At 43.6% G+C, this 22,857-nt stretch carries 24 protein-coding genes; 11 read left to right on the top strand and 13 right to left on the bottom strand.

Annotated elements, in window-relative coordinates:
- Positions 1-27: 27 nt before the first annotated feature.
- Entirely contained in the window at positions 28-240 is a 213-nt protein-coding gene (locus IEW93_RS00700; protein WP_188735854.1) for a hypothetical protein, read from the top strand.
- Positions 241-415: 175 nt separating this feature from the next.
- Here IEW93_RS00700 and IEW93_RS00695 read toward each other — a convergent pair whose 3' ends face one another.
- Both IEW93_RS00695 and IEW93_RS00690 read right to left on the bottom strand, forming a co-directional pair.
- A complete protein-coding gene (locus IEW93_RS00695) occupies positions 416-748 on the bottom strand; it encodes a hypothetical protein (RefSeq protein WP_188735852.1) in 333 nt (110 codons plus the stop codon).
- A 180-nt stretch (positions 749-928) separates the two neighbouring features.
- Complete coding sequence (locus IEW93_RS00690) at positions 929-1,912, bottom strand: LysR family transcriptional regulator (RefSeq protein WP_188735850.1); 984 nt, start codon at positions 1,910-1,912, stop codon at positions 929-931.
- Between the two features lie 126 nt (positions 1,913-2,038).
- On the opposite strand from IEW93_RS00690, the gene IEW93_RS00685 reads away from it, so the two are divergent.
- Positions 2,039-3,244 (top strand): multidrug effflux MFS transporter, encoded by a 1,206-nt coding sequence (locus tag IEW93_RS00685; RefSeq protein WP_188735848.1) that lies wholly within the window; start codon positions 2,039-2,041, stop codon positions 3,242-3,244.
- A 100-nt stretch (positions 3,245-3,344) separates the two neighbouring features.
- On the opposite strand, the gene IEW93_RS00680 is transcribed toward IEW93_RS00685, so the two are convergent.
- Positions 3,345-4,319 (bottom strand): hypothetical protein, encoded by a 975-nt coding sequence (locus IEW93_RS00680; protein ID WP_188735846.1) that lies wholly within the window; start codon positions 4,317-4,319, stop codon positions 3,345-3,347.
- Between the two features lie 123 nt (positions 4,320-4,442).
- Here IEW93_RS00680 and IEW93_RS00675 point away from each other — a divergent pair, with 123 nt between their 5' ends.
- The 7 genes from IEW93_RS00675 to IEW93_RS00645 all read left to right on the top strand — a co-directional run bounded on the left by IEW93_RS00675 (position 4,443) and on the right by IEW93_RS00645 (position 11,032).
- Positions 4,443-5,054: a tRNA-uridine aminocarboxypropyltransferase gene (locus IEW93_RS00675; RefSeq protein ID WP_188735844.1), complete on the top strand. Its 612-nt coding sequence runs from the start codon at positions 4,443-4,445 to the stop codon at positions 5,052-5,054.
- 19 nt (positions 5,055-5,073) lie between these two features.
- Positions 5,074-5,457, top strand: coding sequence for a hypothetical protein (locus IEW93_RS00670; protein ID WP_223418901.1), 384 nt, complete (start codon positions 5,074-5,076; stop codon positions 5,455-5,457).
- Positions 5,458-5,487: 30 nt separating this feature from the next.
- Positions 5,488-6,126 (top strand): class I SAM-dependent methyltransferase, encoded by a 639-nt coding sequence (locus IEW93_RS00665; RefSeq protein ID WP_188735842.1) that lies wholly within the window; start codon positions 5,488-5,490, stop codon positions 6,124-6,126.
- Positions 6,127-6,244: 118 nt separating this feature from the next.
- Positions 6,245-7,552, top strand: coding sequence for an amidohydrolase (locus IEW93_RS00660; RefSeq protein ID WP_188735840.1), 1,308 nt, complete (start codon positions 6,245-6,247; stop codon positions 7,550-7,552).
- Between the two features lie 43 nt (positions 7,553-7,595).
- Positions 7,596-8,924, top strand: coding sequence for a M16 family metallopeptidase (locus tag IEW93_RS00655; RefSeq protein ID WP_188735838.1), 1,329 nt, complete (start codon positions 7,596-7,598; stop codon positions 8,922-8,924).
- A gap of 20 nt (positions 8,925-8,944) precedes the next feature.
- Positions 8,945-10,369, top strand: coding sequence for a M16 family metallopeptidase (locus IEW93_RS00650; RefSeq protein ID WP_373284846.1), 1,425 nt, complete (start codon positions 8,945-8,947; stop codon positions 10,367-10,369).
- Positions 10,370-10,501: 132 nt separating this feature from the next.
- Positions 10,502-11,032, top strand: a complete 531-nt coding sequence (locus IEW93_RS00645) for a hypothetical protein (protein WP_188735835.1) — start codon at positions 10,502-10,504, stop codon at positions 11,030-11,032.
- Positions 11,033-11,035: 3 nt separating this feature from the next.
- On the opposite strand, the gene IEW93_RS00640 is transcribed toward IEW93_RS00645, so the two are convergent.
- The 6 genes from IEW93_RS00640 to IEW93_RS00615 all read right to left on the bottom strand — a co-directional run bounded on the left by IEW93_RS00640 (position 11,036) and on the right by IEW93_RS00615 (position 16,277).
- Positions 11,036-11,371 carry a DUF2956 domain-containing protein gene (locus IEW93_RS00640; RefSeq protein WP_188735832.1) on the bottom strand — a complete coding sequence of 112 codons (336 nt, stop codon included), beginning with the start codon at positions 11,369-11,371 and terminating at the stop codon, positions 11,036-11,038.
- On the bottom strand, positions 11,371-11,835 hold the full coding sequence (gene trmL / locus IEW93_RS00635; RefSeq protein ID WP_188735829.1) for a tRNA (uridine(34)/cytosine(34)/5-carboxymethylaminomethyluridine(34)-2'-O)-methyltransferase TrmL: 465 nt from the start codon (positions 11,833-11,835) through the stop codon (positions 11,371-11,373). The genes IEW93_RS00640 and trmL overlap by 1 nt, the downstream gene beginning before the upstream one ends.
- An 89-nt stretch (positions 11,836-11,924) precedes the next feature.
- The gene (locus IEW93_RS00630; protein WP_188735825.1) at positions 11,925-12,608 is read right to left on the bottom strand and encodes a hypothetical protein; all 684 of its coding nucleotides are present in this window, start codon (positions 12,606-12,608) and stop codon (positions 11,925-11,927) included.
- 62 nt (positions 12,609-12,670) lie between these two features.
- A complete protein-coding gene (locus tag IEW93_RS00625) occupies positions 12,671-14,047 on the bottom strand; it encodes an ATP-binding protein (protein ID WP_188735823.1) in 1,377 nt (458 codons plus the stop codon).
- Entirely contained in the window at positions 14,047-14,733 is a 687-nt protein-coding gene (locus IEW93_RS00620; protein WP_188735822.1) for a response regulator, read from the bottom strand. Before IEW93_RS00620 ends, IEW93_RS00625 begins: the two co-directional genes overlap by 1 nt.
- A gap of 110 nt (positions 14,734-14,843) precedes the next feature.
- Positions 14,844-16,277, bottom strand: a complete 1,434-nt coding sequence (locus IEW93_RS00615) for a thioredoxin family protein (RefSeq protein ID WP_223418899.1) — start codon at positions 16,275-16,277, stop codon at positions 14,844-14,846.
- Between the two features lie 275 nt (positions 16,278-16,552).
- On the opposite strand from IEW93_RS00615, the gene IEW93_RS00610 reads away from it, so the two are divergent.
- Both IEW93_RS00610 and fieF read left to right on the top strand, forming a co-directional pair.
- Positions 16,553-17,047, top strand: coding sequence for a Spy/CpxP family protein refolding chaperone (locus IEW93_RS00610; RefSeq protein ID WP_188735818.1), 495 nt, complete (start codon positions 16,553-16,555; stop codon positions 17,045-17,047).
- A 194-nt stretch (positions 17,048-17,241) separates the two neighbouring features.
- Complete coding sequence (gene fieF, locus IEW93_RS00605; protein WP_188735816.1) at positions 17,242-18,111, top strand: cation efflux pump FieF; 870 nt, start codon at positions 17,242-17,244, stop codon at positions 18,109-18,111.
- 23 nt (positions 18,112-18,134) lie between these two features.
- On the opposite strand, the gene IEW93_RS00600 is transcribed toward fieF, so the two are convergent.
- From IEW93_RS00600 to IEW93_RS00585, 4 genes are all read right to left on the bottom strand, one after another.
- Positions 18,135-19,364, bottom strand: a complete 1,230-nt coding sequence (locus tag IEW93_RS00600) for a sensor domain-containing diguanylate cyclase (protein WP_188735814.1) — start codon at positions 19,362-19,364, stop codon at positions 18,135-18,137.
- Between the two features lie 227 nt (positions 19,365-19,591).
- Positions 19,592-21,004 carry a nitrogen regulation protein NR(I) gene (glnG, locus tag IEW93_RS00595; protein ID WP_188735813.1) on the bottom strand — a complete coding sequence of 471 codons (1,413 nt, stop codon included), beginning with the start codon at positions 21,002-21,004 and terminating at the stop codon, positions 19,592-19,594.
- 34 nt (positions 21,005-21,038) lie between these two features.
- Positions 21,039-22,076: a nitrogen regulation protein NR(II) gene (glnL, locus tag IEW93_RS00590; RefSeq protein WP_188735811.1), complete on the bottom strand. Its 1,038-nt coding sequence runs from the start codon at positions 22,074-22,076 to the stop codon at positions 21,039-21,041.
- A 135-nt stretch (positions 22,077-22,211) separates the two neighbouring features.
- Positions 22,212-22,739 (bottom strand): DUF4124 domain-containing protein, encoded by a 528-nt coding sequence (locus IEW93_RS00585; RefSeq protein WP_188735809.1) that lies wholly within the window; start codon positions 22,737-22,739, stop codon positions 22,212-22,214.
- Positions 22,740-22,857 lie beyond the last annotated feature (118 nt).

Below are 22,857 nucleotides of genomic sequence, written 5' to 3'. Positions count from 1 at the left end.
CACGAGTTCAAAGGGAGTATTGTGAGCATGAAAAGCACGGATCCCCGTGAAAGCGGATTAATTCATTGGCTATCTTTAGTGGTTGCACTGGGTATTGCTCAAAGTATCTTTTGGTATTTAGATATTGATGTTGAAGCCAGTTTATCGCTTGAATATATCGCCGCGTTGTTTGTTAAAATTGCCTTCATCAGCCTGTTTTATTATTTATGTCTAAAAGTGTTTTGCTGGCTATATAGATAGCTGCAGTCACGGGTTTTGGCCCCCGTAACAAGCGCGACTCAGCAACGGCATTTGCTCAAAAAGTAAAGTCTCTGTCTATGTAACAACCTTTTCTTTAGCACTTCGAAAACTTATCACTTAGATAATTCCTGACACTAACGCTTAAGCAAAGCCATTCGTCAGCTTTTTTGCCGAGTTAATCTGCCTGGTGTTCAAATGTTCTGCCTGTAGGTTTCGCTTGGTTTGCGTTTGAGCGCTTAAACATATCGGCATATGGCGCTGCGGGTTCGCGTTGTACATTGGCGAAATCTTGGTACGCATACGCTTGTTGAGCTTGTTGACGACGGAGCATTTTTTTACCCCAAAAACGCAAGGCGACAAAACTGATTAAGCCAAACAAAAATAAAAATGGCAGTAAAGTGATGGCTATCAAGGTTATAGCAACAACCATCAATAAGGTCATAATAGGGTTCATCGTCGCCATGCGATGTTTAAAATGGGCGCTGTTAAATGCTTGATTAACGTTCATGTTGGCTCCTAAATGCGGCTTGTTTGCATCGATAACGAATGACTATTGAAGATCCAGTGTGCAACTTCAAGACATAATATGTCACGTTAAACCTAGTTAATCTTGATACTGTAGTGTTTAACAGTGCAGAGAACGCGCCAGACAAGATGTTTAATTTGCTCGTTCTTGAAAATGCAGGCTTTAGCGTTTTTCAGGTAGGTGATTGGTATTCGCCATGGCACTGTCGACACTGTTAAAAATAAGATTGCGAAACCATTGATGCCCGGGCTCCTGGTTATTCCGTTCGTGCCACAAAAACACATATGCCATGGGCATAAAATCAAATGGTAAAGGGATAGACACTAACGAATAGAGTTTTTGTGCATGGATGGCAAAGCTCGATGGCAGCGTAAAAATAAGGTCGGTATGGGCGCATACACTGGCTGCGCCATAAAAGTCTGGCACTGTGGTTGATAAGTGACGGTGTAAACCTAAATTAGCCAAGTGATAATCGAGTGCCCACCAATCGTTGCCTTCGCATCTTACCTGTACATGGGACATGTTTAAGTATTGAGATTGATCCCAGTGACCCGACTCGAAAACCTGTAAAATAGGGTGGTTTTGACGCACCAAACACACTTGATGGTCGTTAAATAGCGTTTGATATTCGATACCTTCGGGAACATGTTCTATCTTAAAGTCACTTTGTGGATGAATGTCGCGGCCTGCAATACCAAAGTCGATTTGCCCTTGCTGTAAATCTTGCATCGACTTTTCTGTCCACACATATGAATCTAATTTTATCGACGGTGCTTGTTGTAACAATGGCCCAATAAAATAGGGGATCAATGTTTCATAAGCGCTTTCGACCATTGAAAACGTAAAGTGACGTTGGCTACTGGCTGGGTGAAATGTGGGGGGTTGCGTTAACTGATATAAGTTTTGCAGTACTGGGGACAGTTTGTGCCGTAAAGTTAATGCATGGGCTGTAGGTTTAAGGCCATGAGCTGTTCGTTGAAACAATGGATCGTCTAATGCTTCGCGTAGGCGGTTTAAGCTTTTGCTCACAGCAGATTGACTAAGGTGTAAACGATGGGCTGCTCGAGTGACGCTTTGCTCCTCAAGCAGTACTTGTAAAATAACCAGTAAATTAAGGTCAACACGTGCGAGGTTATCAAGATTCATTAGATATTCTCAAATGGAAATTCACTTTGGATTTTATATCATTTCTGTTCATACCACCATTTGACTTATCATAGCGCTCAATTAAGGGTGACCTTTTATCAGCTAAACACTAAGAGAAAGAACATTATGCGTCGTAACTTACTGCCATTATTGATGTTTATGGTGCTTTTAAGCCCACTGGCAATCGATATTTATCTTCCGTCTATGCCGACAATGGCACTTGAGTATGGAGTATCGAACAGTGAGGTTCAGTCTACTTTAGTACTGTTTTTATTTGCGATGGGTGTCGGGCAGATATTGATTGGGCCATTAGCCGACCGTTTTGGCCGCAGGCCTGTCGCCTTGTTTGGTATTGTGCTTTACGGCATTAGCAGTTTGTTGGGCGCGTATGCGGTTGAATTTGAGCTGTTGCAAATTGCCCGTGTGTTTCAAGGTTTAGCCGCATGTTCAACGTCTATTGTGGTATTTAGTGCGGTACGTGACTGTTACGATCGCAAGCAAAGTGTGTCGATGTACAGTTATTTAAATGGGGCTATTTGTGTGGTACCCGCATTAGCGCCTACATTGGGAGGCTTATTAGCATTGCAATTTGGCTGGCGTTCGACGTTTATCTTTATGGCCATTTATGCCGTAATCGTTTTGTTTTTAGTAGGTTTTCGTTTCCCAGAAACGCGTCCACTCAATACCGACAGCACAGGCCCGCTTTACCGGTGGGGGCGTTATAAGCCGGTGCTTGGCGATGCTCACTTTATGTTTTATGCCTCTTGCTGCATGATCGCGATGGCTTCTATTTTATGTTACGTGTCTTACTCACCAGTGTGGTTAATTGGTCACTTAGGTATTTCAGAGCTGATGTTTAGCGGCTTATTTGGGTTAAATGCCCTAGTGAATGTCGCGGCCTGTTTTGCTGCACCAGTATTAATTAAGCGTATTGGTAATCGCCCTGGTGTCATAGTGGCGTTGTGGTTAATGGTGTTAGCGGCTGTGGTTGAAGTGGTAATGCAATTAGCTGGCCCAGAGCAAGGTATTGCTGCGGGTGTTGCCTTTATGGCACCTATGATGCTGCTTTGTGTTGGCTTTGCGATTTTACTTGGGCCTGCTACCAGTATGGCGTTATCGGCCTTTGGTGAGCGCGCAGGTACTGCAACGGCAATGTTAGGCTGTATTCAAATGAGCGGCGCATCGATATTAACTGCATTAATCCAGTTAACCGATATACCAGCACCTTATGCCATTGCGATTGTGATGGGTGGTTTTTGCAGTGTGTTACTCGCCATGATGGCAATGAACCGTTTAAGCCATCTGCATCAAGAGCAACTACAACACGATTAATTAAATAACCTGAGCTCAGATTACATATTGGTAATATCACCTTTAACCCGCAGAATGCTAACCACATTCTGCGGGTATTTTTTTCTCAATACTAGGTTTCTTAGAAGCGCGCGTTAACACCTACACTAAAGTTAGTTTGTGAGTCGTTCTCATATTCGCCATCAAAATTTGAATAGCTAAGTGAGAACTTAGCTGAGAATATATCGGCAAAACGCCATGTATAGCGTGTGTTTATGCTAGTAGATGTGTCTGTTTGGTCAATACTGCCTACATCGTCATAATTGGCACTACTGTAATTATAATGAGTATCGGTATTACCTTGCTCAATAACAGCACCGACAGACCATGAATTATTAATATACCAATCGGCATTAATGGCAACATTATATCTGTCGTAAGTAATGTTCTGCTCAGAATTACTGTTTGTTACTTGCCCTTGGTCATTAGTGTCGGAGTTTAAAAAATGATCACTATATTGCTCATCGCTGTAGGCCAATGTACCTGTGAGCATTACTCCGACGGTTGATTGCAGTGGAATAAAGTGCTCATAAGTTAAACGGAAAGCATCAAAGTCATTACTGTAATATCTTTCAGAGTTATAGCTTGAAGATGTAAAGCTTGTCGCTTTAGATTCAGACATAGTGCTGTAACCTAGGGTTAAAGCTGAATAGTCGGTGAAAAAATACCCTAGATTGACTGCGTAAATGGTGAAGCTATCAAGAGTGGTAGAGTATTCATATTCCTCAAAGTCTACCTGACTCACTTCTGCATTGATAAACCAATTAGAGTCAAAAACATATTGGCCAGAAAGTGCATATATATCATCGAAATCAGAAGTCGAATAACGTACTGCAACCTTTGACCCTTGGTGAAAAAAGTCAGCGAGCGCATAAGGCTTATCTGCTTGTTCAACCGCTTTAAAATAATAACGATAGTTGGCATTAAATATACCATCACCGCCATCGTCTGAATCTAAAAAGCCTATTTCAGCTTCGTGGTGATAGGCATTATCTTGAGCGGCATAAACCGAACTTGTAGAAAGCGCGAGCATTAAGGCAATAGACACTGTAGTCATTGTCATTGCCTTAGTTGTAGTCATAACTCTTGTCATAATAGTGGTTCTTCCTTGAGGTGGTATCATAAGAGTGGAATATACTGGATTGCGCTTTACAAAATTGCAACATAAATAAGATTAAATATGAGTAGAAGTTATTGTATTAATTGCCAATACCCACAGTCAGCTTGCATTTGTCATGCAGTAAAACCAATCTCTACAGCAACTGACATTATCATCATGCAGCATCCATCTGAGGTGGGGCATGCTAAAAATACCGTTAGGTTGCTCAAGCTGGCGTTGCCACAAACTCAGGTTTATGTCGGTGAAACCGCAGAGGATTTTGCTGAGTTGCAAGGGTATTTAGCTGCGCAAAATCGGCCTGTGTATATTGTGTACCCTAATGAGCACAGCAAAGCGGTAAGTGAGGTGGGCGCTGATAATACAGCGATTATTGTGCTAATTGATGGCACCTGGCGTAAAGCTTACCGTATGTTGCAGCTTAACCCATGGTTGCTTAACTATCCGTCATTGCACCTTGAGTGTGAAGATGAGTCGCAATATGTTATCCGCAAAGCCAAACGCAGCGACAGTTTATCGACCCTTGAGGCAGCGGCTTATACCCTAGCAAGACTTGAGCCTAGTGCCGATATCGCGCCAATATTTGCAGTGTTTAACGCAATGGTGCACCATAAGTTATCCGCTATGCCAGTGGCGGTGCGTGGGCGCTATAATAGCGATAAGTTTAAGGGATAAGACTCAAAGGACAGATGTTATGAATGCTCGCCTTATTGCGATGATAATGCTGATGTGTTTTGCTAGCATGCTTTCGGTCAATGCTTTAGCGACAGACAAGCCACATAAAAAAATGACCTTGGCAGAAAAGGGCGAACAAGCGCGGATTGAATCTGCCGAGCTTGAGCAAACTCAATTGCAAAAAGCCCGTGACGCAGCCAGTGCCACTGCAGAGCGTGAACAAAAAGTGTTAGCCAAACAAGAAGCAAATGATTGGGAAGCACAGCAGCTCGAAAAAGCGAAAGCGCAATCGGAACAGCGTTTAACTCGCGAGCAAAAATACCTCCAGCAAGCGCAAGAGGCCGCAGCACAAACCCGAAAAATCCCACAAGAAACCAGCGATCCTGCTCAATCTGAACAATAACCTTTTTCGCTATAATTTGGAGTGTTGTCTTTGTCGTCTTGCCCATTGTGTCACCAGCAAACGTTTGCTTTTCATCAAGACAAAAATCGTGAATATGTACGTTGCCAACAATGCCATTTAGTGTCGGTGCCCTCGCAGTTTTATTTAGATGAAACGGCTGAAAAAGCCCAATATGATTTACACGACAATGACTTTGCCGATGCAGGCTACCAACGGTTTTTGTCGCGTACACTCACGCCATTATTGGCTCGCACTGGGCTTAATGCCAAAGGCTTAGATTTTGGCTGCGGTGAAGGCGCCGTGCTTAGCCAAATGGCTGCAGCCCAGGGTGTCAGTATCGCTAATTATGATTTGTTTTATCATCCAGATACTCAGGTGCTTAATCAGCAATATGACTTTGTATGTTTAACCGAAGTGATAGAGCATATTGCCGATGCTCATCAGTTAATTGAACAATTAAGCCAACTGCTTTTGCCCGGCGGCATTTTGGCCATTATGACCAAGCGTGTGCTCGATTTGGAAGCGTTCACAAAATGGCACTATAAAAGTGACCCAACCCATATTAACTTTTACTCTGTTGAGACCTTTGAATGGTTGGCACAACAACGCGGTTGGCAACTTGAAATCATCGACAATGACGTCGTGTTTTTACAGCTGCCCTCGATATAAACTCGCATATGTTAATAAATAGATACAATTGTCTGTAGGGTAAATCGGTAAAACAGTTAACAAATGGGGCGTTTCACGGTAGTTTTGTTTCTCAAATAACAACAAAAATGGACCTTACATGCGCCCGACCTCCCTCGCTTTCATGCTTGCTAGTGTATTTGCTAGCAGTGTTTACAGTTCATCTACCGTGGCCAGTGTGCCTAATGCCGCAGAATTAACTGCTCAAGTCGAAAGCAAAGTGATTGCATGGCGCCGCGACCTTCACCAACATCCTGAATTATCAAATCGTGAATTTCGCACCAGTAAAGTGATTGAGAAACACCTCAAATCGCTAGGGCTCGAGGTGCAAACGGGTATTGCACATACTGGTGTGGTGGCGATCCTTAAAGGTGGTAAACCTGGTCCACTCATTGGTTTACGTGCTGACATGGATGCGCTGCCAGTGACCGAAGTGGTTGATTTACCTTTTGCCTCTAAAGCGACAGACACTTATCGGGGCCAAAAAGTCGGTGTAATGCATGCCTGTGGTCACGATACGCATGTGGCGATGTTAATGGGCGTGGCCGAAAACCTCGTGAAGGTAAAAGACAGTTTGGCTGGTGATGTGATGTTTATTTTCCAGCCGGCCGAAGAAGGCGCGCCAGAAGGCGAGCAAGGCGGCGCTGAGTTAATGCTAAAAGAAGGCTTGTTTGCCAAACGCAAGCCTGAGCAAGTGTTTGGTATGCATGTTACCTCAAGCATGCCAACTGGTGTGATTGGTTTACGCTCTGGCCCAGCCATGGCCAGTGAAGATTCATTTACTATTAAAGTGACGGGCAGACAAACCCATGGTTCGCGCCCTTGGGGCGGTGTTGACCCTATCGTGGCTTCTGCGCAGATTATTAACAGCGTGCAAACCATTATTAGCCGTCAGGTCGATATTACTAAAGCGCCAGCGGTTGTTAGCTTTGGCGCCATTAATGGCGGTATTCGTTCAAACATTATCCCAGATGAAGTTGAGCTTATTGGCACTATTCGCACCTTTGATCAGGATATGCGCGCCGATATTAAAGTGAAACTGGCCGAAATTGCCACTAATGCGGCTAAAACCCTTGGTGCCACCGCGACAACAGAAATCCAACCTGGTTATCCAGTTACCGTGAATAACCCAGAGTTGGTTAGCAAAATGCGCCCGGTGATAGCCTCTGTGGTGGGTGACAATAAATTGATTGAGCCAGGATTAATCACTGGCGCAGAAGATTTTTCTTACTATGCGCTAGAAACCCCAGGCATGTTTTTCTTTTTAGGCGTGACGCCAACAGATAAAGTGCCAAGCCAGGTGGCCAGTAACCATTCGCCTGCTTTTTATGTAGATGAGAGCGCACTAAAAGTAGGCGTGCAAACCATGACTCAAGTTGCATTGACCGCACTTGGCACGGCACAATAACCCAGTAAATATAATATTGGACAATAGCTCAAAGGAGCGAGATATGACACGCAAGTTAATCGCGTTGTTGATGACAATTGGCGTATTGAGTACGCCCTCTGTGTCAGCAACACAAGCACAAGACATTAACAGCTTTACCCTAGGCAATGGCATGAAAATCATGGTGCTTGAGGATAGTTCCATCCCTAATGCCAACATGTACATTTTTTGGAAAGTCGGTTCGCGCAACGAAGTACCTGGTATTACCGGTATTTCGCACTTTTTTGAACACATGATGTTTAACGGCTCAAAAAAGTTTGGCCCTAAGATGTTCGACCGCACCATGGAAGCCGCGGGTGGCGCAAATAATGCCTATACCAGTGAAGACTTAACCGTGTACACCAACTGGTTTCCTGCCAGTGGTATTGAGACTATTTTTGATCTTGAATCTGATCGTATCGCCAATTTAGACATTGACCCTGACATGGTTGAAAGCGAGCGTGGTGTTGTGCAATCTGAGCGCACCACAGGGCTTGAAAACTCTAACTGGCGCACCATTCAAGAGGCTCTTAAAAGTGTGGCATTTTCAGCGCACCCTTATAGCTGGTCGGTGATTGGTTATGAGTCTGACATTGCCGCATGGACTTTGGAAGATTTACAGCAATACCACAAAACCTATTATGCACCCAACAATGCGTTAGTGGTGATTACCGGTGATGTAAAACTTGCCCAGGTAAAAGCGTTAGCTGACCAATACTTTGCGCCTATTCCAGCCCAAGCGCCGCCAAAAGCCGTACGTACTGTAGAGCCTGAGCAAAAAGGTGAGCGCCGTGTGTTTGTTAAAAAAGAGTCGGTGAGTACCCCTAATGTGATGCTGGCGTACCACGTGCCCGCCACAAGCCATGCCGATTATTATGCACTTGATTTATTAGCCTCAATGTTAAGTGAGGGCAATAGTTCGCGTTTTTATCAGGCGTTAGTTGATAAGCAAGTGGCTGTAGCGGCTGACACTTATATGCCCATGTCATTTGACCCTAATCTTTTTTATATCCTGGGTGTGGCTAATGCTGGCGTCAGTGCTGATACGCTAGAGAAAGCGCTTATTGAGCAAATTGATTTAATTGCCAGCCAAGGTGTAACTCAGCAAGAGCTCGAAAAAGTAAAAAATATCAAGCTAATGGATTTTTATCAAACCATGGAAACCATTAATGGTAAAGCTAATACTCTTGGTACCTACGAGTTGTATTTTGGTGATTACACCAAGCTTTTTAATGCGCCTGAAGCTTATAACAAAGTGACTCCAGCAGACATTCAGCGTGTGGCACAAACCTATTTAATTAAAGCAAATCGCACTGTTGGTGTGCTCGCGGCGACTGAGGAGTCAGACAAATGAAAACCCTTACTCATTCAACAATGACCCTGTCGTTATCTGCCATTTCGCTGGCATGCTGTTTAACTTTAAGTGGTTGTGCAACAACTCAAAAAACCAGCGTTGAACCGGTTGCCGCAACCCCAAGTTTTGTCATGCCGAGTTATCAAAAAGTGACCTTAGATAACGGCCTAACCGTTAATTTAATGGTGCAAAAAGAAGTGCCATTAGTCACCCTTGATGCAGTGATAAAAGCCGGAGCGGTTAATGACACCACTTCAGGTTTGGCTTATTTAACCTCGCAAAGCTTAATGCTAGGTGCTGCGGGTCAGTCTAAAGCTGATATTGAGCAACAACTCGACTTTATTGGTGCCAGTGTAAATACTAACGCCGATGCCGAGGGCACTTATGTGCGCGCTAATATGATGACCAAAGACATCGACACTGTGTTGGCCATTTTCAGCAATGTTATACGCCAACCCGACTTTGACTCTACCGAGTTTGATAAGCTAAAACAGCGCGAAATTGTGGGATTATCGCAACAAAAAGAAAGCCCACGCGCAGTGATTAGTCGCTACTTTAACAAGTTGGTGTTTGGCAAACACCCTTATGCAAATCCCGCATCTGGCAGCAGTGAGTCAATCTCGACGATTAATGTTAATGAGCTACGAGCGTTTCATAAAGGTTATTACCAACCGAATAACATGAGCATTAACGTGGTTGGTGATTTTGATGTAAATGACATGACAGCCAAGCTCAACAAAGCGTTTGGTGATTGGCAAGCTACAGAAACCGTGATGCAACCAGATTTGAGCCAGGGCTTACCAACACTAACCAAGCCAAGAGTCTTGTTAGTCGACAAGCCTGACGCGATTGAAACTACGTTTTTAATTGGTGGTGTGGGCATTCGATATGACAATCCGGATTATGTTGGTTTAACTGTGGTGAACACCATTTTAGGTGGCCGTTTTACCTCATGGTTAAATGATGAGTTACGCGTAAACGCTGGCTTAACCTATGGTGCGCGCTCTGGCTTTAGCCCATATTCACAGTCTGGGGTATTTCAAATTAGTACCTTTACTAAGTCATCGACCACCAAAGAAGCCATCGATTTAGCCTTGCTCACCTATTCGCGTTTATGGGAAAAGGGCATTGATCAAGCGACGCTCGACTCAGCCAAAGCGTACGTTAAAGGGCAGTTTCCGCCTAAGTACGAAACCAGTGGCCAATTAGCCGGTTTACTGTCTGACATGTACTTATATGGCATGAACGATGATTTTATTAACCAGTTCCAAGCTAAAGTGGATGGCCTCACATTAGCTGAAACTCAACGCTTAGTGGCTCAATACTTTCCGCAGCAAAATCTGCAGTTTGTGTTAATTGGTAATGCTGCTGAAATTGCCGATATTGCTGCACAATACGGTGAAGTGACTCAAGTGAACATTACCGATACTGGCTTTGGTCAATAAGCGTCGTTGACCTCGGCACGAGGTAATCAATAGACATAAAATGGCCTACTGATTTGTTCAGTGGGTCATTTTTTTATCCGCGAGTTGGAGTACACTGACACTCTAAGTTGGTATGGCATTTAGGGGGGGGGGATGAAGCGTCGCTCGTTACTATTACTAGGAGCATTGAGTATTACTCTGTCTTTGAGTGCGAATGCCGACAAGGTGTTATTGGCTGAGTTATGCCCGCACTTGGTGGGTGAATGGCAAGGTACTGCAGCCAACCCCAACTTGGCGCCAATGGCGGTGACAACCTCGGTGATGTGCTCGGCCGATCAAGGTAATTTATACATTAGTGTCAGTCGCGGTAGCCGGTTTTCAAATAGCGAAACTTGGTGGTTTAGGCAGCAACAAGATAACGTGTTATTAATTTACGCTAATGGTGTGACCGATGACGTAATGCAGCACCTGACGTTATATCGGCAGTCGGGTAGTTTTTCTTTTTTGGGTAAAGGAGAGATCAATCAGCGCCCAGCGTTAGTGCAATTGCAATTTGACCCGATAAAGGCCACAGCAGACAAGCCGAAAAATGGCTGGCAATGGCAGCAAAGTGCCCACTACCTTGACGATGATAGCGAGCAATATCAGGTGGTTAGAGCGCTAAGTTTGTATCCGTCTAAGTGATGGTTAAAGCACCAATATGTAAGTAGCAAATCCCGCCCAACTTAGTACCAATAACCCGAGCAACCCCCAAGCCATTGTGGTCATTTGAGCGCTTGATTCGCTATGGTCCATCTCAGTGTCATCGATATCATTAACCTGGTTTTTTGCTTTTAAGCGTTGTTTACGCGCTTTGTCTCTGTCGCGCGCTTTGGCTTTTTCACGTTTCTTGTATTCTGCAATGCCCTTTTCTATCCCAGCAGCGATGAGCTTAGTTTGTTCTTTGGTTTGACCAGGCTTTTGTGTGGCTTTGGCCATGGCAAGTGCATCGTTTTGAGTTTCTGGCGAGGGCGTTTGTTTCATTATTCAGCGCCTATAAAATCTAACTGACGCCAAGCTTCATAACTGATAATGGCAACTGAGTTAGATAAGTTTAAACTGCGGCTGTTGGCTGTCATAGGAATGCGTAAACGCTGTTCTAATGGTGTGGCGTTGATGATATCCATGGGCAGGCCACGAGTTTCTGGGCCAAACAACAGTACGTCATCTTTTTGAAAGGCGATTTGGGTATGTGGACGGCTGCCTTTTGTGGTGCAAGCCATGATACGTTTACCAGGCATGGCGGCCAAAAAACTTGCGTAGTCTTTATGGCGGGTAACCCGAGTTAAATCTGCGTAGTCTAAACCGGCACGGCGTAGTTTTTTCTCTTCTAAATCAAAACCCAACGGTTCAATTAAATGCAGTTGTGTACCGTTATTAGCACATAAACGGATAATGTTGCCAGTATTGGGGGCGATTTCTGGTTCGTAGAGTGCGATATGAAACATAGTAACCTTAAGACTTTGCGAGGCTTAAAACAGGGAAGAAATTATACCTGAGCAGAGCTTAAGCGTCATCCATTGCAACTCAGGTAAAGCTAAAAGCGGTGAATAGAGTAATGTTGCTGCTCAAGATGAGTACGGATTTTATCTGCACTTGCACACTGACTATTTAACCAAACAGCCATTGGGAATTGGTAAAATACCATAGCTGAGTCTTGTAATAACATTGCCGGGAAGTTGAGGTTATTGCTGGCGTAATCAATTGCCTGTTGATCGCCATACACATAATCGACCTCTTGATTTAGCAATAACGACACACCTTGCTCTATGGTATCAACAAGGGTCAGTTTAGCCCCAGCCTTGGCAAATGAACGTACTTTTCGATCGTCAAGTGAGAGAGGTAGGTGGGCAATCACTTTGTTTTTGAGTTCGTTACCTATAAACACTTGAGGCTCAGCAAGGCGAAATAAGGTTAATGGTATGGTTTTATCGGCCAATATCACCTGCAAGTGTTGCTTAGCAGGTGTTTGTGGTGGAATAAAACTCAAGCACCACTTTTTTTGGGTGATGTATTTTTGTGCATCGCGACTGCTGATAAATGTTATTTTTGGGCTAAAAGCACTGTATGCAAAAGCGCGTTTTAGCAACACCACTACCTCACCTTGCTCGCTCGTGTGTTGAGTCAAATAAGGCGGATACTCAAAAGCAATGACGTCGATTTCTTGGGCGTGACTGACAAATATACAACAGCATAATAAACCAATGATTATTCGATACATATGGAAATCGTTAATGTGATGATAATGTTAAGCATAGCATCACATCGGCGATGTGTTTAATCTTAATGACTTAATTGATTCGGTATGCTGATGGTAACGATTAGGCCGTGGGGTTGCTGATTTTGAGCCGCTATGTGCCCCCTATGAGCTTGAATTGCCGCTTGAGTAATGGCTAAACCAAGCCCCCAACCACCAGATTCTCTATCGCGTGAGCTGTCTGGACGATAAAAAGGAGTAAAAATCGCTTCTAGTTCTTCTTCTGGTAAGCCTGGTCCATCATCTTTAACAAGTATACTCACCTGATGCTTAGTTTGTTGGCTTTCGATATAAACATGCTTTTCTGCATAGCGAATGGCGTTACGCAGTAAGTTTTCAATCGCGCGTGATAAGGTTTTAGGAAAGTGTTCAAAGCAAATCGAGTCATCGATGTTGATGTGTAGCTGTTTTCCTTGTTGCTCTGCTTCAAACTCCGCGTCATCAAGTACCTGGCTTAAGGTTTCTGTTAACTCGGCAGTGAGGCGTTTTTCAGTGGCGTTAAGTCTTACTCGTGACAAGGTAAGCAGTTCACTAATGAGCGCTTCTTGTTGCAGCGCCTCATATTCAATACGATCGAGCTCAGTACTGTGCTGGCCTTTTTTACGTGCAAGCGCAAGTGACAATTGTAAGCGTGTTAATGGCGTGCGTAGCTCATGGGAGATATCGCCCATTAAGCGTTGCTGGTTATTCACCATGGTTTCTACTGCATCTGCCATGGCATTAAATGCCACGGCAAGTTGACCCATTTCATCTCGGCGGCTAGCGGTTGCCTCGTCTACACGATTGGCTAAATCACCCCGTGCTAAGGCGTTGGCACTTTGCTTTAAAGAGCGTAATGGTTTACCTAAATACCAGGCTAAAAGGCCACATAAAAAACCGGATAATAAAATTGCTAATCCTGCGGTGAGTAATTTATTGTCGGCAAAAAATAAAAACCAGGGCCGCGGGTGATTGTCAGGCAAACGGCCGAATAATTGATAGGTTTTGCTGTTAACCTCGAAAGAATAAGGCCCAAAAATCAGTTCATCTCTAAACTGGTGGCTAATTGGTTGGTCGGCTTCTTCTGCCATTAATAGAAAACGTCTAAATTCTCGAGAAACACGTTTATTGTTTAGTACTTTACCTTGGTCGTCGGTTAAGTATAAACGGATAGGACCGCCTTTATGGTTGCGGCCGCGTTGTAAACGTTGCAGGTTTTCGCTCTCTAGTAATTGCGGTTGCTGCTGAATGCGTTCAGCCACATGCTGTAGTACCTTTTCAAGGCTAGGTGGGAGCTTTGAGCGGTCATGATTTTGCTGCAATAGCGGTAATAATGACACCAAAGCAATAATCAATGAGCTGCACAGCCAAAAGCCTAGCAGCAGTTTGAAAAACAAGCGATTGAAAGGGTTTTGCTTTAGCATTACGGTATCCAGATATAACCTTTGCCACGTAAAGTTTTAACTCGTGGGCGGCCATCTTGGCGTTCAGGCAGCTTTTTACGTAGGTTGGATAAATGCATGTCTAGGCTGCGATCGAACGGCATTAATTTTTTGCCTAATACGTTTTCACTTAATGATTCTTTGGTGACCAGCTCGCCGCTTTTTTCAAGCAAATGAAACAGCAATAAAAACTCAGTACCGGTTAAGATAATCAGTTGGTCATTGCAATAGGTTTCTTGACGCGTTGGGTCGAGGCGTAAATCGCCAAACTGCATCATGTCGTTGACTTGTTGATCTTGCTGAGTCGTTTGTGCTCTGCGCAAAATAGCACGAATACGGGCTACTAACTCACGGTCGTTGAATGGCTTTGGCAAATAATCATCAGCACCAATTTCTAACCCAACAACGCGATCGATTTCGTCACCGCGAGCGGTTAACATTAATACGGGTGTTTGCTTGCGCTGACGCAGTGCGCGTAATACTTCAAAGCCATTTAATTTGGGCAGCATTACGTCGAGTAGAATTAAATCGAAATCTTGTTGTTGTGCGAGTGATAACCCTTGCTCGCCGTCGTAGGCCTGGGTTAATGCAAAGCCTTCAAGCTCGAGCAGTTGACTGAGTAAGTCAGATAGCCCAACGTCATCGTCTATCAATAAAATGCGATTCATAACTGTCCTCTAGCACAAAATAAAATCGGTAAGTTAACTTAACATACCGATTTTCAATCAATTAAAGATTATCTCATACTCGAGGCAATTTACATTAACATTGCATAGTTTTACATTTTAGCGTTTGCTTGCTTTTTTACGTAACGAGTGACTTTGACTACGACAAATGTCAGTAAAATAGCCCCTAATATCAAGCCGACTGAGAATACTGCATTTTGTAATGCAGCAGGATTAAGCACTAACATCCCGCCTAAGCCGAGCATCATAATGCCAGACATAAGCTTAAGTACTTCGCCTTCTTTTTCGGTGAGTTTGCGTTTGCCTAGGGTCATTGAAAATACAATTACGATAGCCGCTAATGGAATGACGTATACGATGTTATAGGCAATAAGATACATATAACGTTGCATGGTATCAACGTCTGACAATGACAAAACCGAAGTGTAAATCATTGGAAATCCAGCTGTGCATAATAGTTCATAGGCATTGGCTAAAATGGCCAAAATCGTTGAGCCTAAAATCATGGTCGGTAATGAGCTAGCTTTGGAGAGTTTACCCATGCGTTTGATGAGTGAGCCGCGGTTTTCGACCGACATCGATAAGCTCACATCGCCGCGCCCATAAAAGTAATCTTTAATATTGACCATTGCCGCGACCAGTGCCAACACACCCGCGCAGGTAATAATGATACCGCCATCGCCACCACCTAAGAGCTGGAATAAGTTGAGCCATGCACTCATAAAGATAAAGTAGATAAAACCAGAGAAGAACACAAAAATGCCACCCACTAGCAGCATGCGTTTACGGCTACCCGCATTAACCATAATGCTCAGTAAAAACAGCAACACGAAAAAGGCGCAGGGATTAAAGGCATCAACACCGGCCAACACTAAGGTGAGTACAGGTAATGACATTTGCTCAGGATGAACCGCACCAATTAATGGAATATCAACAGGCTGTACTTGTGGTTTTTGCTCGATTTGGCTCGTGCTGTCAAATGACATGCCGCAGCTGCCTTGGGCATTTGGGTCATCACTGGTGTCGGCACAGGTTTCAAATAAAGGGGCATCGTTGCTTGGTGCCGCCACAAGGAAGTCATCGAGTGTATTGCCTATCTTGGCTTGACCACCCTGGCGTTGGTAGCAGTCAATGAGGCGTTCTAAAATGTAGCGACCTGTGACATCGTGGTTGTTGTAGCCAACAACGGCTTCGCCGCAAATGGCAAAATACGGTACTGATTTGGGTTCAACGCCAGTCAGCTTGCCTATTTGCATGAGTTTATCGACATTGCCTTTGTCGCTGATCACGTAATCGTGCAACTCAATCCAATCAAAGCGTTCACCAAGTGCATCAATAAAGGGATGCGCTTCGCGGCAATGCGGGCAGGTTTTAGACCAAAAAAAATGCAGTTTTATAACAGGTTGTTGGTTTTGTTGGCTATACCAAATAGTGTCATCTATTGCTGCAGATGAAGCGGCGACCGCATTTGGTGCTAATAGAAACATGCCAACTAGTAAGAGTATGTGGCCAATTAATCGGTTCATCTTCAATTCCATTAAAACGCTAATATGATGATTTTATGCCCTTATCTGTTTGCTGAAAGGGTTAAGTCTATTTTTCGTTAACTGGCTCTCATTACATCGATTTTTATGATCCAATATGTCTAGTGGATCAAGGATTATTGACCTGAATAATCCATAAAATGGCTCTTTACATAGTTTTACCCATGATTAACCCTACTTGACATTGCATTGGTTACACTGAGTATCAATCTGTTAAGGCAGAAACTAAATACTCATACATACCGAGGTACTTAACAATGAAGACATCATCGATCATCAAGACCAGTTTAGTGGCCTTAGTGGCAAGCTCGGCATTATTAGCTGGACAATTATATGCAGTTGATACCGCAGCAGACTCGACTGTGAAAACAGAGCAAACTTGCAAAAAAGGTAAAAGGCATCAAGGCCCTAAAGATGGCATGCACAAGATGTTACGCAAACTGGATTTAACCGATGCTCAAAAAGAGCAAGTTAAAGCGGTTGTTGAAAAATACAAAGCTGATCGCCCAGAAAAACCAACTGAAGAGCAACGTGCTGCGCACCGTGCTGAAATGTTAACGCTAATTACAGGCGCAAGCTTTGACGAAGCGAAAGCAACTGAAATGGCTGAATCAAAGCAGCAAATGCATTTACAGCGCATGTTGACGCATTTAAAAATGCAAAACGAAATCTATCAATTATTAACCCCAGAACAACAGCAAAAGTTTCAAGAAAAGTTTGCTAAAGATAAAGGCGGTAAAGGTCGTCGTTAATCTCTAGCAGTATGCTAAAGCCAATAAATTAAAGCCGTTACCTTGTGTGACGGCTTTTTTGTTTATGCAAGTTTGCTAATGGTCACAGTTTGATAAATGGAGGTTGGTGTGGTGTGTAAACTTTGTCCTCATATAGTGTCTAGCTTGCTATAATCACGGTCGATATATACAGCCAATAGAGTCGATAATTTTTTATGTCCACATCTTCTGATTATGATTTTTGGGTCAAACTCGCGAGCCGCGCTTCAGTTGCTACAGCCTTATGCCTTATTGTGATCAAGTTATTAGCTTGGTTGTATTCTGGCTCTGCCAGTATGCTGGGGTCGTTAACCGACTCATTTGCAGATGCTTTAGCTTCAATTGTTAACTTTATTGCCATTCGTTATGCCATTGTGCCAGCGGATAAAGATCATCGTTATGGGCATGGTAAAGCTGAGCCGTTAGCCTCGTTGGCACAAGCTGCATTTATTTTAGGGTCAGCAACGCTCTTATTGCTTTATGGTGGTGAAAAGTTGATAAACCCTGTGCCTGTCGTGAATACAGGCGTGGGTATTGTCGTGTCGGTGATCGCTATTGTGATGACTTTAGCGCTGGTATTACTGCAACAAAAAGCATTAGAAAACACCAACAGTACGGTAGTCGAAGCGGATTCGTTACATTATAAATCTGACTTGCTACTTAATGGTGCAGTGTTATTGGCATTAGTATTGGCTATGTATGGCTGGTGGTGGGCTGACGGTTTATTTGCAGTATTAATTGCAGTGTTTATAGGCCAGCAAGCGCTAGATTTAGGTTATCGCTCAATACAAAGTTTGCTTGATCGCGAGTTAGATGATGCCACTCGTGAACAAATCAAGACATTGGCTAAACAAGACCCTAGAGTTAAAGGTATCCATGATTTACGCACGCGTCAGGCGGGTAAAACAACGTTTATTCAATTGCATATGGAATTATCGGGCGAGTTGTCGTTAGTAGAGGCGCATGCCATTGCAGACAAAGCAGGGTTAGCGATAAAGGCTGCTTTTGACGACGCTGAAGTCATTATCCATCAAGACCCCGTTTAGTGGGACCCAATGGTCATGGTGTTTTACACCATGACCAGCTGGTTAGTTATTTGCGATCTTGCTTGTTCTAGTGCTGAATCTGCTCGTAAAATCAACTCATCTAATGTGTCATTTTCTTGCCATTTTGATATGCCAACGCTTGCACTGAAGCTAAGGTGTTTGCCTGTTTCTGGATCGATAAGATCAATACCATCAATACTATGACGAACACTTTCTGCGATGTTGCGGGCAATTTTGTTACTGCTTGCTTGTATTATCGCGATAAATTCGTCACCACTCCAGCGTCCGAGTATGTCAGCATCAGCAAGTTTGCTTTGGCACTGTCTGGCAAAATGGATAAGTGTTTTGTCGCCAATGTCGTGGCCAAATAAATGATTAATTTGTTTTAACTCATCTAAGCCCATTAACAAACAATACAGATTTTTGTGTTGCACTGTACTGTCGGCAAGCAAAGCTTTGCCAGCCGTTGTCATGCCTCTGCGATTGAGGGTTTTTGTGAGGTAATCTAAATGGATTTGCTGTTCAAACTTTTCTTTGAGCAAATATGATTCAGTGATGTCTGTCATGGTGACTTGGATGGCTGGTTTGCCGTCCCAGTCGATAATGGTTTCTTGTAATTTTACCCAAACAGGCTTACCACTATGATGCAGGCATTTAATTTCTACTGGATAAGGTTTGGTTTGGTGATTAAATAGGTTCTTAAGCGCTTCTTCGCGTCGGGTGCGATAGTCTGGGTCAATAAAGTCTAGCATCGACGGTAATGCCAAAATACTTTGTGGGTTTGGGTAACCTAAGATAGTGGCTAATGCTTGATTGCAAAACAGGGGGGTAAAGTGTTGGTGTATTAATACGCCCTGGATTGACCCATTAAGTAATTGTCGGTAACGATATTCACTTTGTTGAAGTGATTGCTCAAGCTGAATAGAGCGCGTTAAATTAACAATTGTGACTTGCAATGCAGGGCGGCCTTGCCATTCAACAATATGTTCAATAGAAAGCACATTCATCACTTCACCAAGGCGATTACGGTTGATATAACTGCGAACTTGGGGTTTTTCAATGCCACTCATTAGTGCGTAATAAGTATGAGCTGCAATATCTTGAGACTCAGGATCGATGAGTTCTAATATGCTTTTTAACGCAAGGATCTCCTGAGCGTTATTGTAGCCAAATATTTTTGCATAGGTGTCATCCGCATGTCGCGGTATAAAGTCCTGGTGAATGACCACACCAAATTGAGCATCAAAATCCAAAATCTATCCTTGCACTTGGGGATGAGTAATGATTGTTCTACGGATGATTTATTTTAGCACTCATCTTTTTATTTGCATGCGCTGTTATGAGTAAGTTACAAAATAATTTTTCAATTTGCGCTAACGCTCACAGCTCGATATAAAATAGCATAATAACTTGTAAAATAATGGGTTATTTATACATTGCAGTGTTATTTCGCCGGTCATTTATCTGAGTGCGAGCATGGTTAATCCATCGACAGTTCTTTTAATTTACGTGTAAGGGTATTTCGTCCCCAACCTAAGCGTTTGGCGGCTTCCTGTTTATGGCCTTGAGTATGACGCAGCGCCGTTTCGAGCAATATCCGCTCAAACTCTGGTTGCACCTCGGTTAATAAGTCACTTTCGCCTGCGGCTAATTTCTCGTCAATCCAGTCGGTTAGGGCTGTTTGCCAATCGCTTGCACCAGCTTGTTTTTGCTGACTTGCCACAGGATCTTTTAATAACTCTGGCGGTAAATCTTGCGGCAAAATTTCTTGACCAGATGCCATCACGGTTAACCAGCGACAGGTGTTTTCTAATTGACGTACGTTACCTGGCCAGGGCAGGTTTGCGAGCTTTATTGCCGTTTCTTTGGTGAGTATTTTGGGTTCTACTCCGATTTCTTTGGCCGCCGTCGATAAAAAATGCGTGGCAAGCTGAGCAATATCTTCTCTGCGTTGTGAAAGAGGTGGTAAATGTACGCGGATCACGTTTAAACGGTGGAATAAATCCTCGCGGAAGGTGCCTTTTTGCACTAACACTTCTAGATTTTGATGGGTAGCGGCAATAATGCGCACATCTACTTGCACCGCTTGGTGGCCGCCGACCCGGTAAAATTGGCCATCAGCCAATACGCGCAATAATCGTGTTTGTACATCTAGGGGCATGTCGCCAATTTCATCTAAAAATAAGGTGCCACCATTGGCTTGCTCAAACCGACCCTGGCGCACATTAGCCGCCCCGGTAAAAGCGCCTTTTTCATGACCAAATAGTTCCGACTCAATTAAGTCTTTAGGGATTGCGGCCATGTTTAATGCAATAAAGGGTTTGTCTTTTCTAGGGCTGTGTTTGTGTAATGCTCCTGCGACTAACTCTTTACCTGTACCGGATTGACCATTGATAAGCACGCTGATTGATGAACGTGATAAGCGGCCGATGGCTCTAAAGACTTCTTGCATTGCCGGAGCTTCGCCGATGATTTCAGGTGTTTTGACTTCTGCATCGCTTACCGGTAGCGGTGTTTGTTCGGTTGCGTGAGTCAAGGCTCGCTCAACAAGACTAATTGCTTCATCGATATCAAACGGCTTTGGCAGGTATTCAAACGCACCTGCCTGATAAGCACTTACCGCACTGTCTAAATCCGAATGTGCTGTCATGATAATGACAGGAATATGCGGGTAGTGAAGTTGTAATCGGTCTAATAAGGTTAATCCATCCGTGCCAGGCATGCGTATGTCAGACACAATAACCTGCGGCTGTGATGACTCTAATGCTTGCCATAGTGACTCAGCGGCGGCAAAACTGGCGGTCGATAGTGATGCTCCTTGAAGAGCTTTTTCTAATACCCAACGAATAGAGCTATCATCATCAAGGATCCAAACTTGTTCGCTTATGTTCATGGTAAACCTCTTCGCGCCTACAAAGGCGTGCTAATTATTGTAAGGGCAGGTTAATAATAAATTCGGTGTGTCCTGGTGCCGACACACAATCAATACGGCCGCCATGCAAACGGGCAATGTTATGTGCAATTGATAACCCTAATCCTGAACCTTCTTCTCGGCCGGTGACCATAGGGTAAAAAAGTGTGTCCATTAAGTCGGGAGGAATGCCAGGGCCGTTATCGATAATCGACAACGCGAGTACCAATTTATAGCGTTGAGTGCCAATGGTGACCTGATGCTGGGTGCGAGTTTTAATTAAAATTTCGCCGCCACAGGGCTCCAACGCTTGAATCGCATTTTGCACAATATTCAATACTGCTTGTTGCATTTGATCTGCGTCCATTTGTAGATCGGGGATCGACGGATCATAATCGCGTTTTAACTTAATATTTTCTGGCAGCGCCATTTGAACCAGCTTTAAGACTTTTTGCACCACTTGGTGAATGCTGTGCACTGAATGTTGTGTAGGGCGTTGTGGTCCTAAAAGCCTGTCAACTAAATTACGCAACCGATCAGCTTGCTCAATGATCAAACTGGTAAATTCTTTTAATTCTGGTGAGGTTAACTCTCTTGAGAGTAATTGCGCGGCACCGCGTAAACCACCTAATGGATTTTTGATTTCATGGGCTAAATTGCGCACTAAAAACTGTGCAGCTTGCTGTTGTGCGTCCATGTTCAATTGCTGATGAATTCTGCGTTGTTGGTCTACTTGCCGTAACTCTAAAATGCTCATATTGGTGTCATTTTCTAGGGGCATCAAAGTGATATCAATGGTGTGATGTTGACCATCAAGCGTGATTAATGCTGCGGTGTTTACCGTCAGTCCTTGGCCTGCGTTAATGGCGTCTCGCAGTAATTGAGGCTCCACTCCCATGAGTTGGTAGAGTTCTGGTAAGGGTTGTTCAAGTAGTTTGTGGTTTCCTACTCCAAGTAATTGCGCCGCAGCGGCGTTGGCATAGCACGGCTTTAGCGCGGTATCGATTACCAGCACAGCTGTCACTAAATGATTGAGTAGGTTGTTTGTGTCCATTAGCTGTCCTAATTTGAGGTTGCACTAACATGATGCACCGTTTTGGTGCAGGCCGCAACCTGTTCTACACAAACAAGAGTTAAGATTTAAAAAGCAATCAATCAATATAAGAGTTTGATTTTAATCTATTTTAAATTATTGCCTAGCTTTGTTTGCTGGGCTATAAACTGATGCTTGGTGCAGAAATATCTTTCTTGGAGAGCTAGATGCAAGTACTTTGCCGTTTTGTGTAACTAGATTAACAACAAGGTTATGTTCGCCGCGATAAATTCCAGTAAGTTTAAATATTGGTGCAGTTTGTGGCTCGACTGCCACCACACCGTCTACGAGTAATGTCATTTTTGCTCCACGTGGCAATTTAGGGCTAACACTAACATTGACTGTGAGGTCGCCATTATTGTCGCGGATGGTGGCTTCTTCTTGAGGTGAAATAATCGTGACACTGTAGTTAATCTGAGACTCTGTTTTTGGGGACTCTTTAGCTTGCGGTGGGGTGTTGATGGTCATGCTGTTTTGAGTATTTTTATTTAAATCAACAGCTTCTGCATTTGATTTGGGTTCATCAGAATAATGCACTTTACCGTTTTCATCTACCCAGCGATAGACAGTAGCAGGGCTGCTGGCGCTTAAGATCAGCAAAGCAATAAGCAAAAAGGCACGCATGTTAAACTCCTTGAAAACCAATATTTTCATAGAGTAGACGCTTTTTATAAAAAAATCAGCTTAATCATCTTTGTCAGGGTAAACTGTGCTTCCCTTCAATAATGAGTAAGCTGATTAA

Origin of the sequence: Shewanella inventionis, from assembly GCF_014641855.1 — a bacterium.
Classification (GTDB): domain Bacteria; phylum Pseudomonadota; class Gammaproteobacteria; order Enterobacterales; family Shewanellaceae; genus Shewanella; species Shewanella inventionis.
The sequence above is the reverse complement of the archived record's forward strand: the minus strand, read 5'-3'. Positions and strand labels throughout refer to the sequence as shown.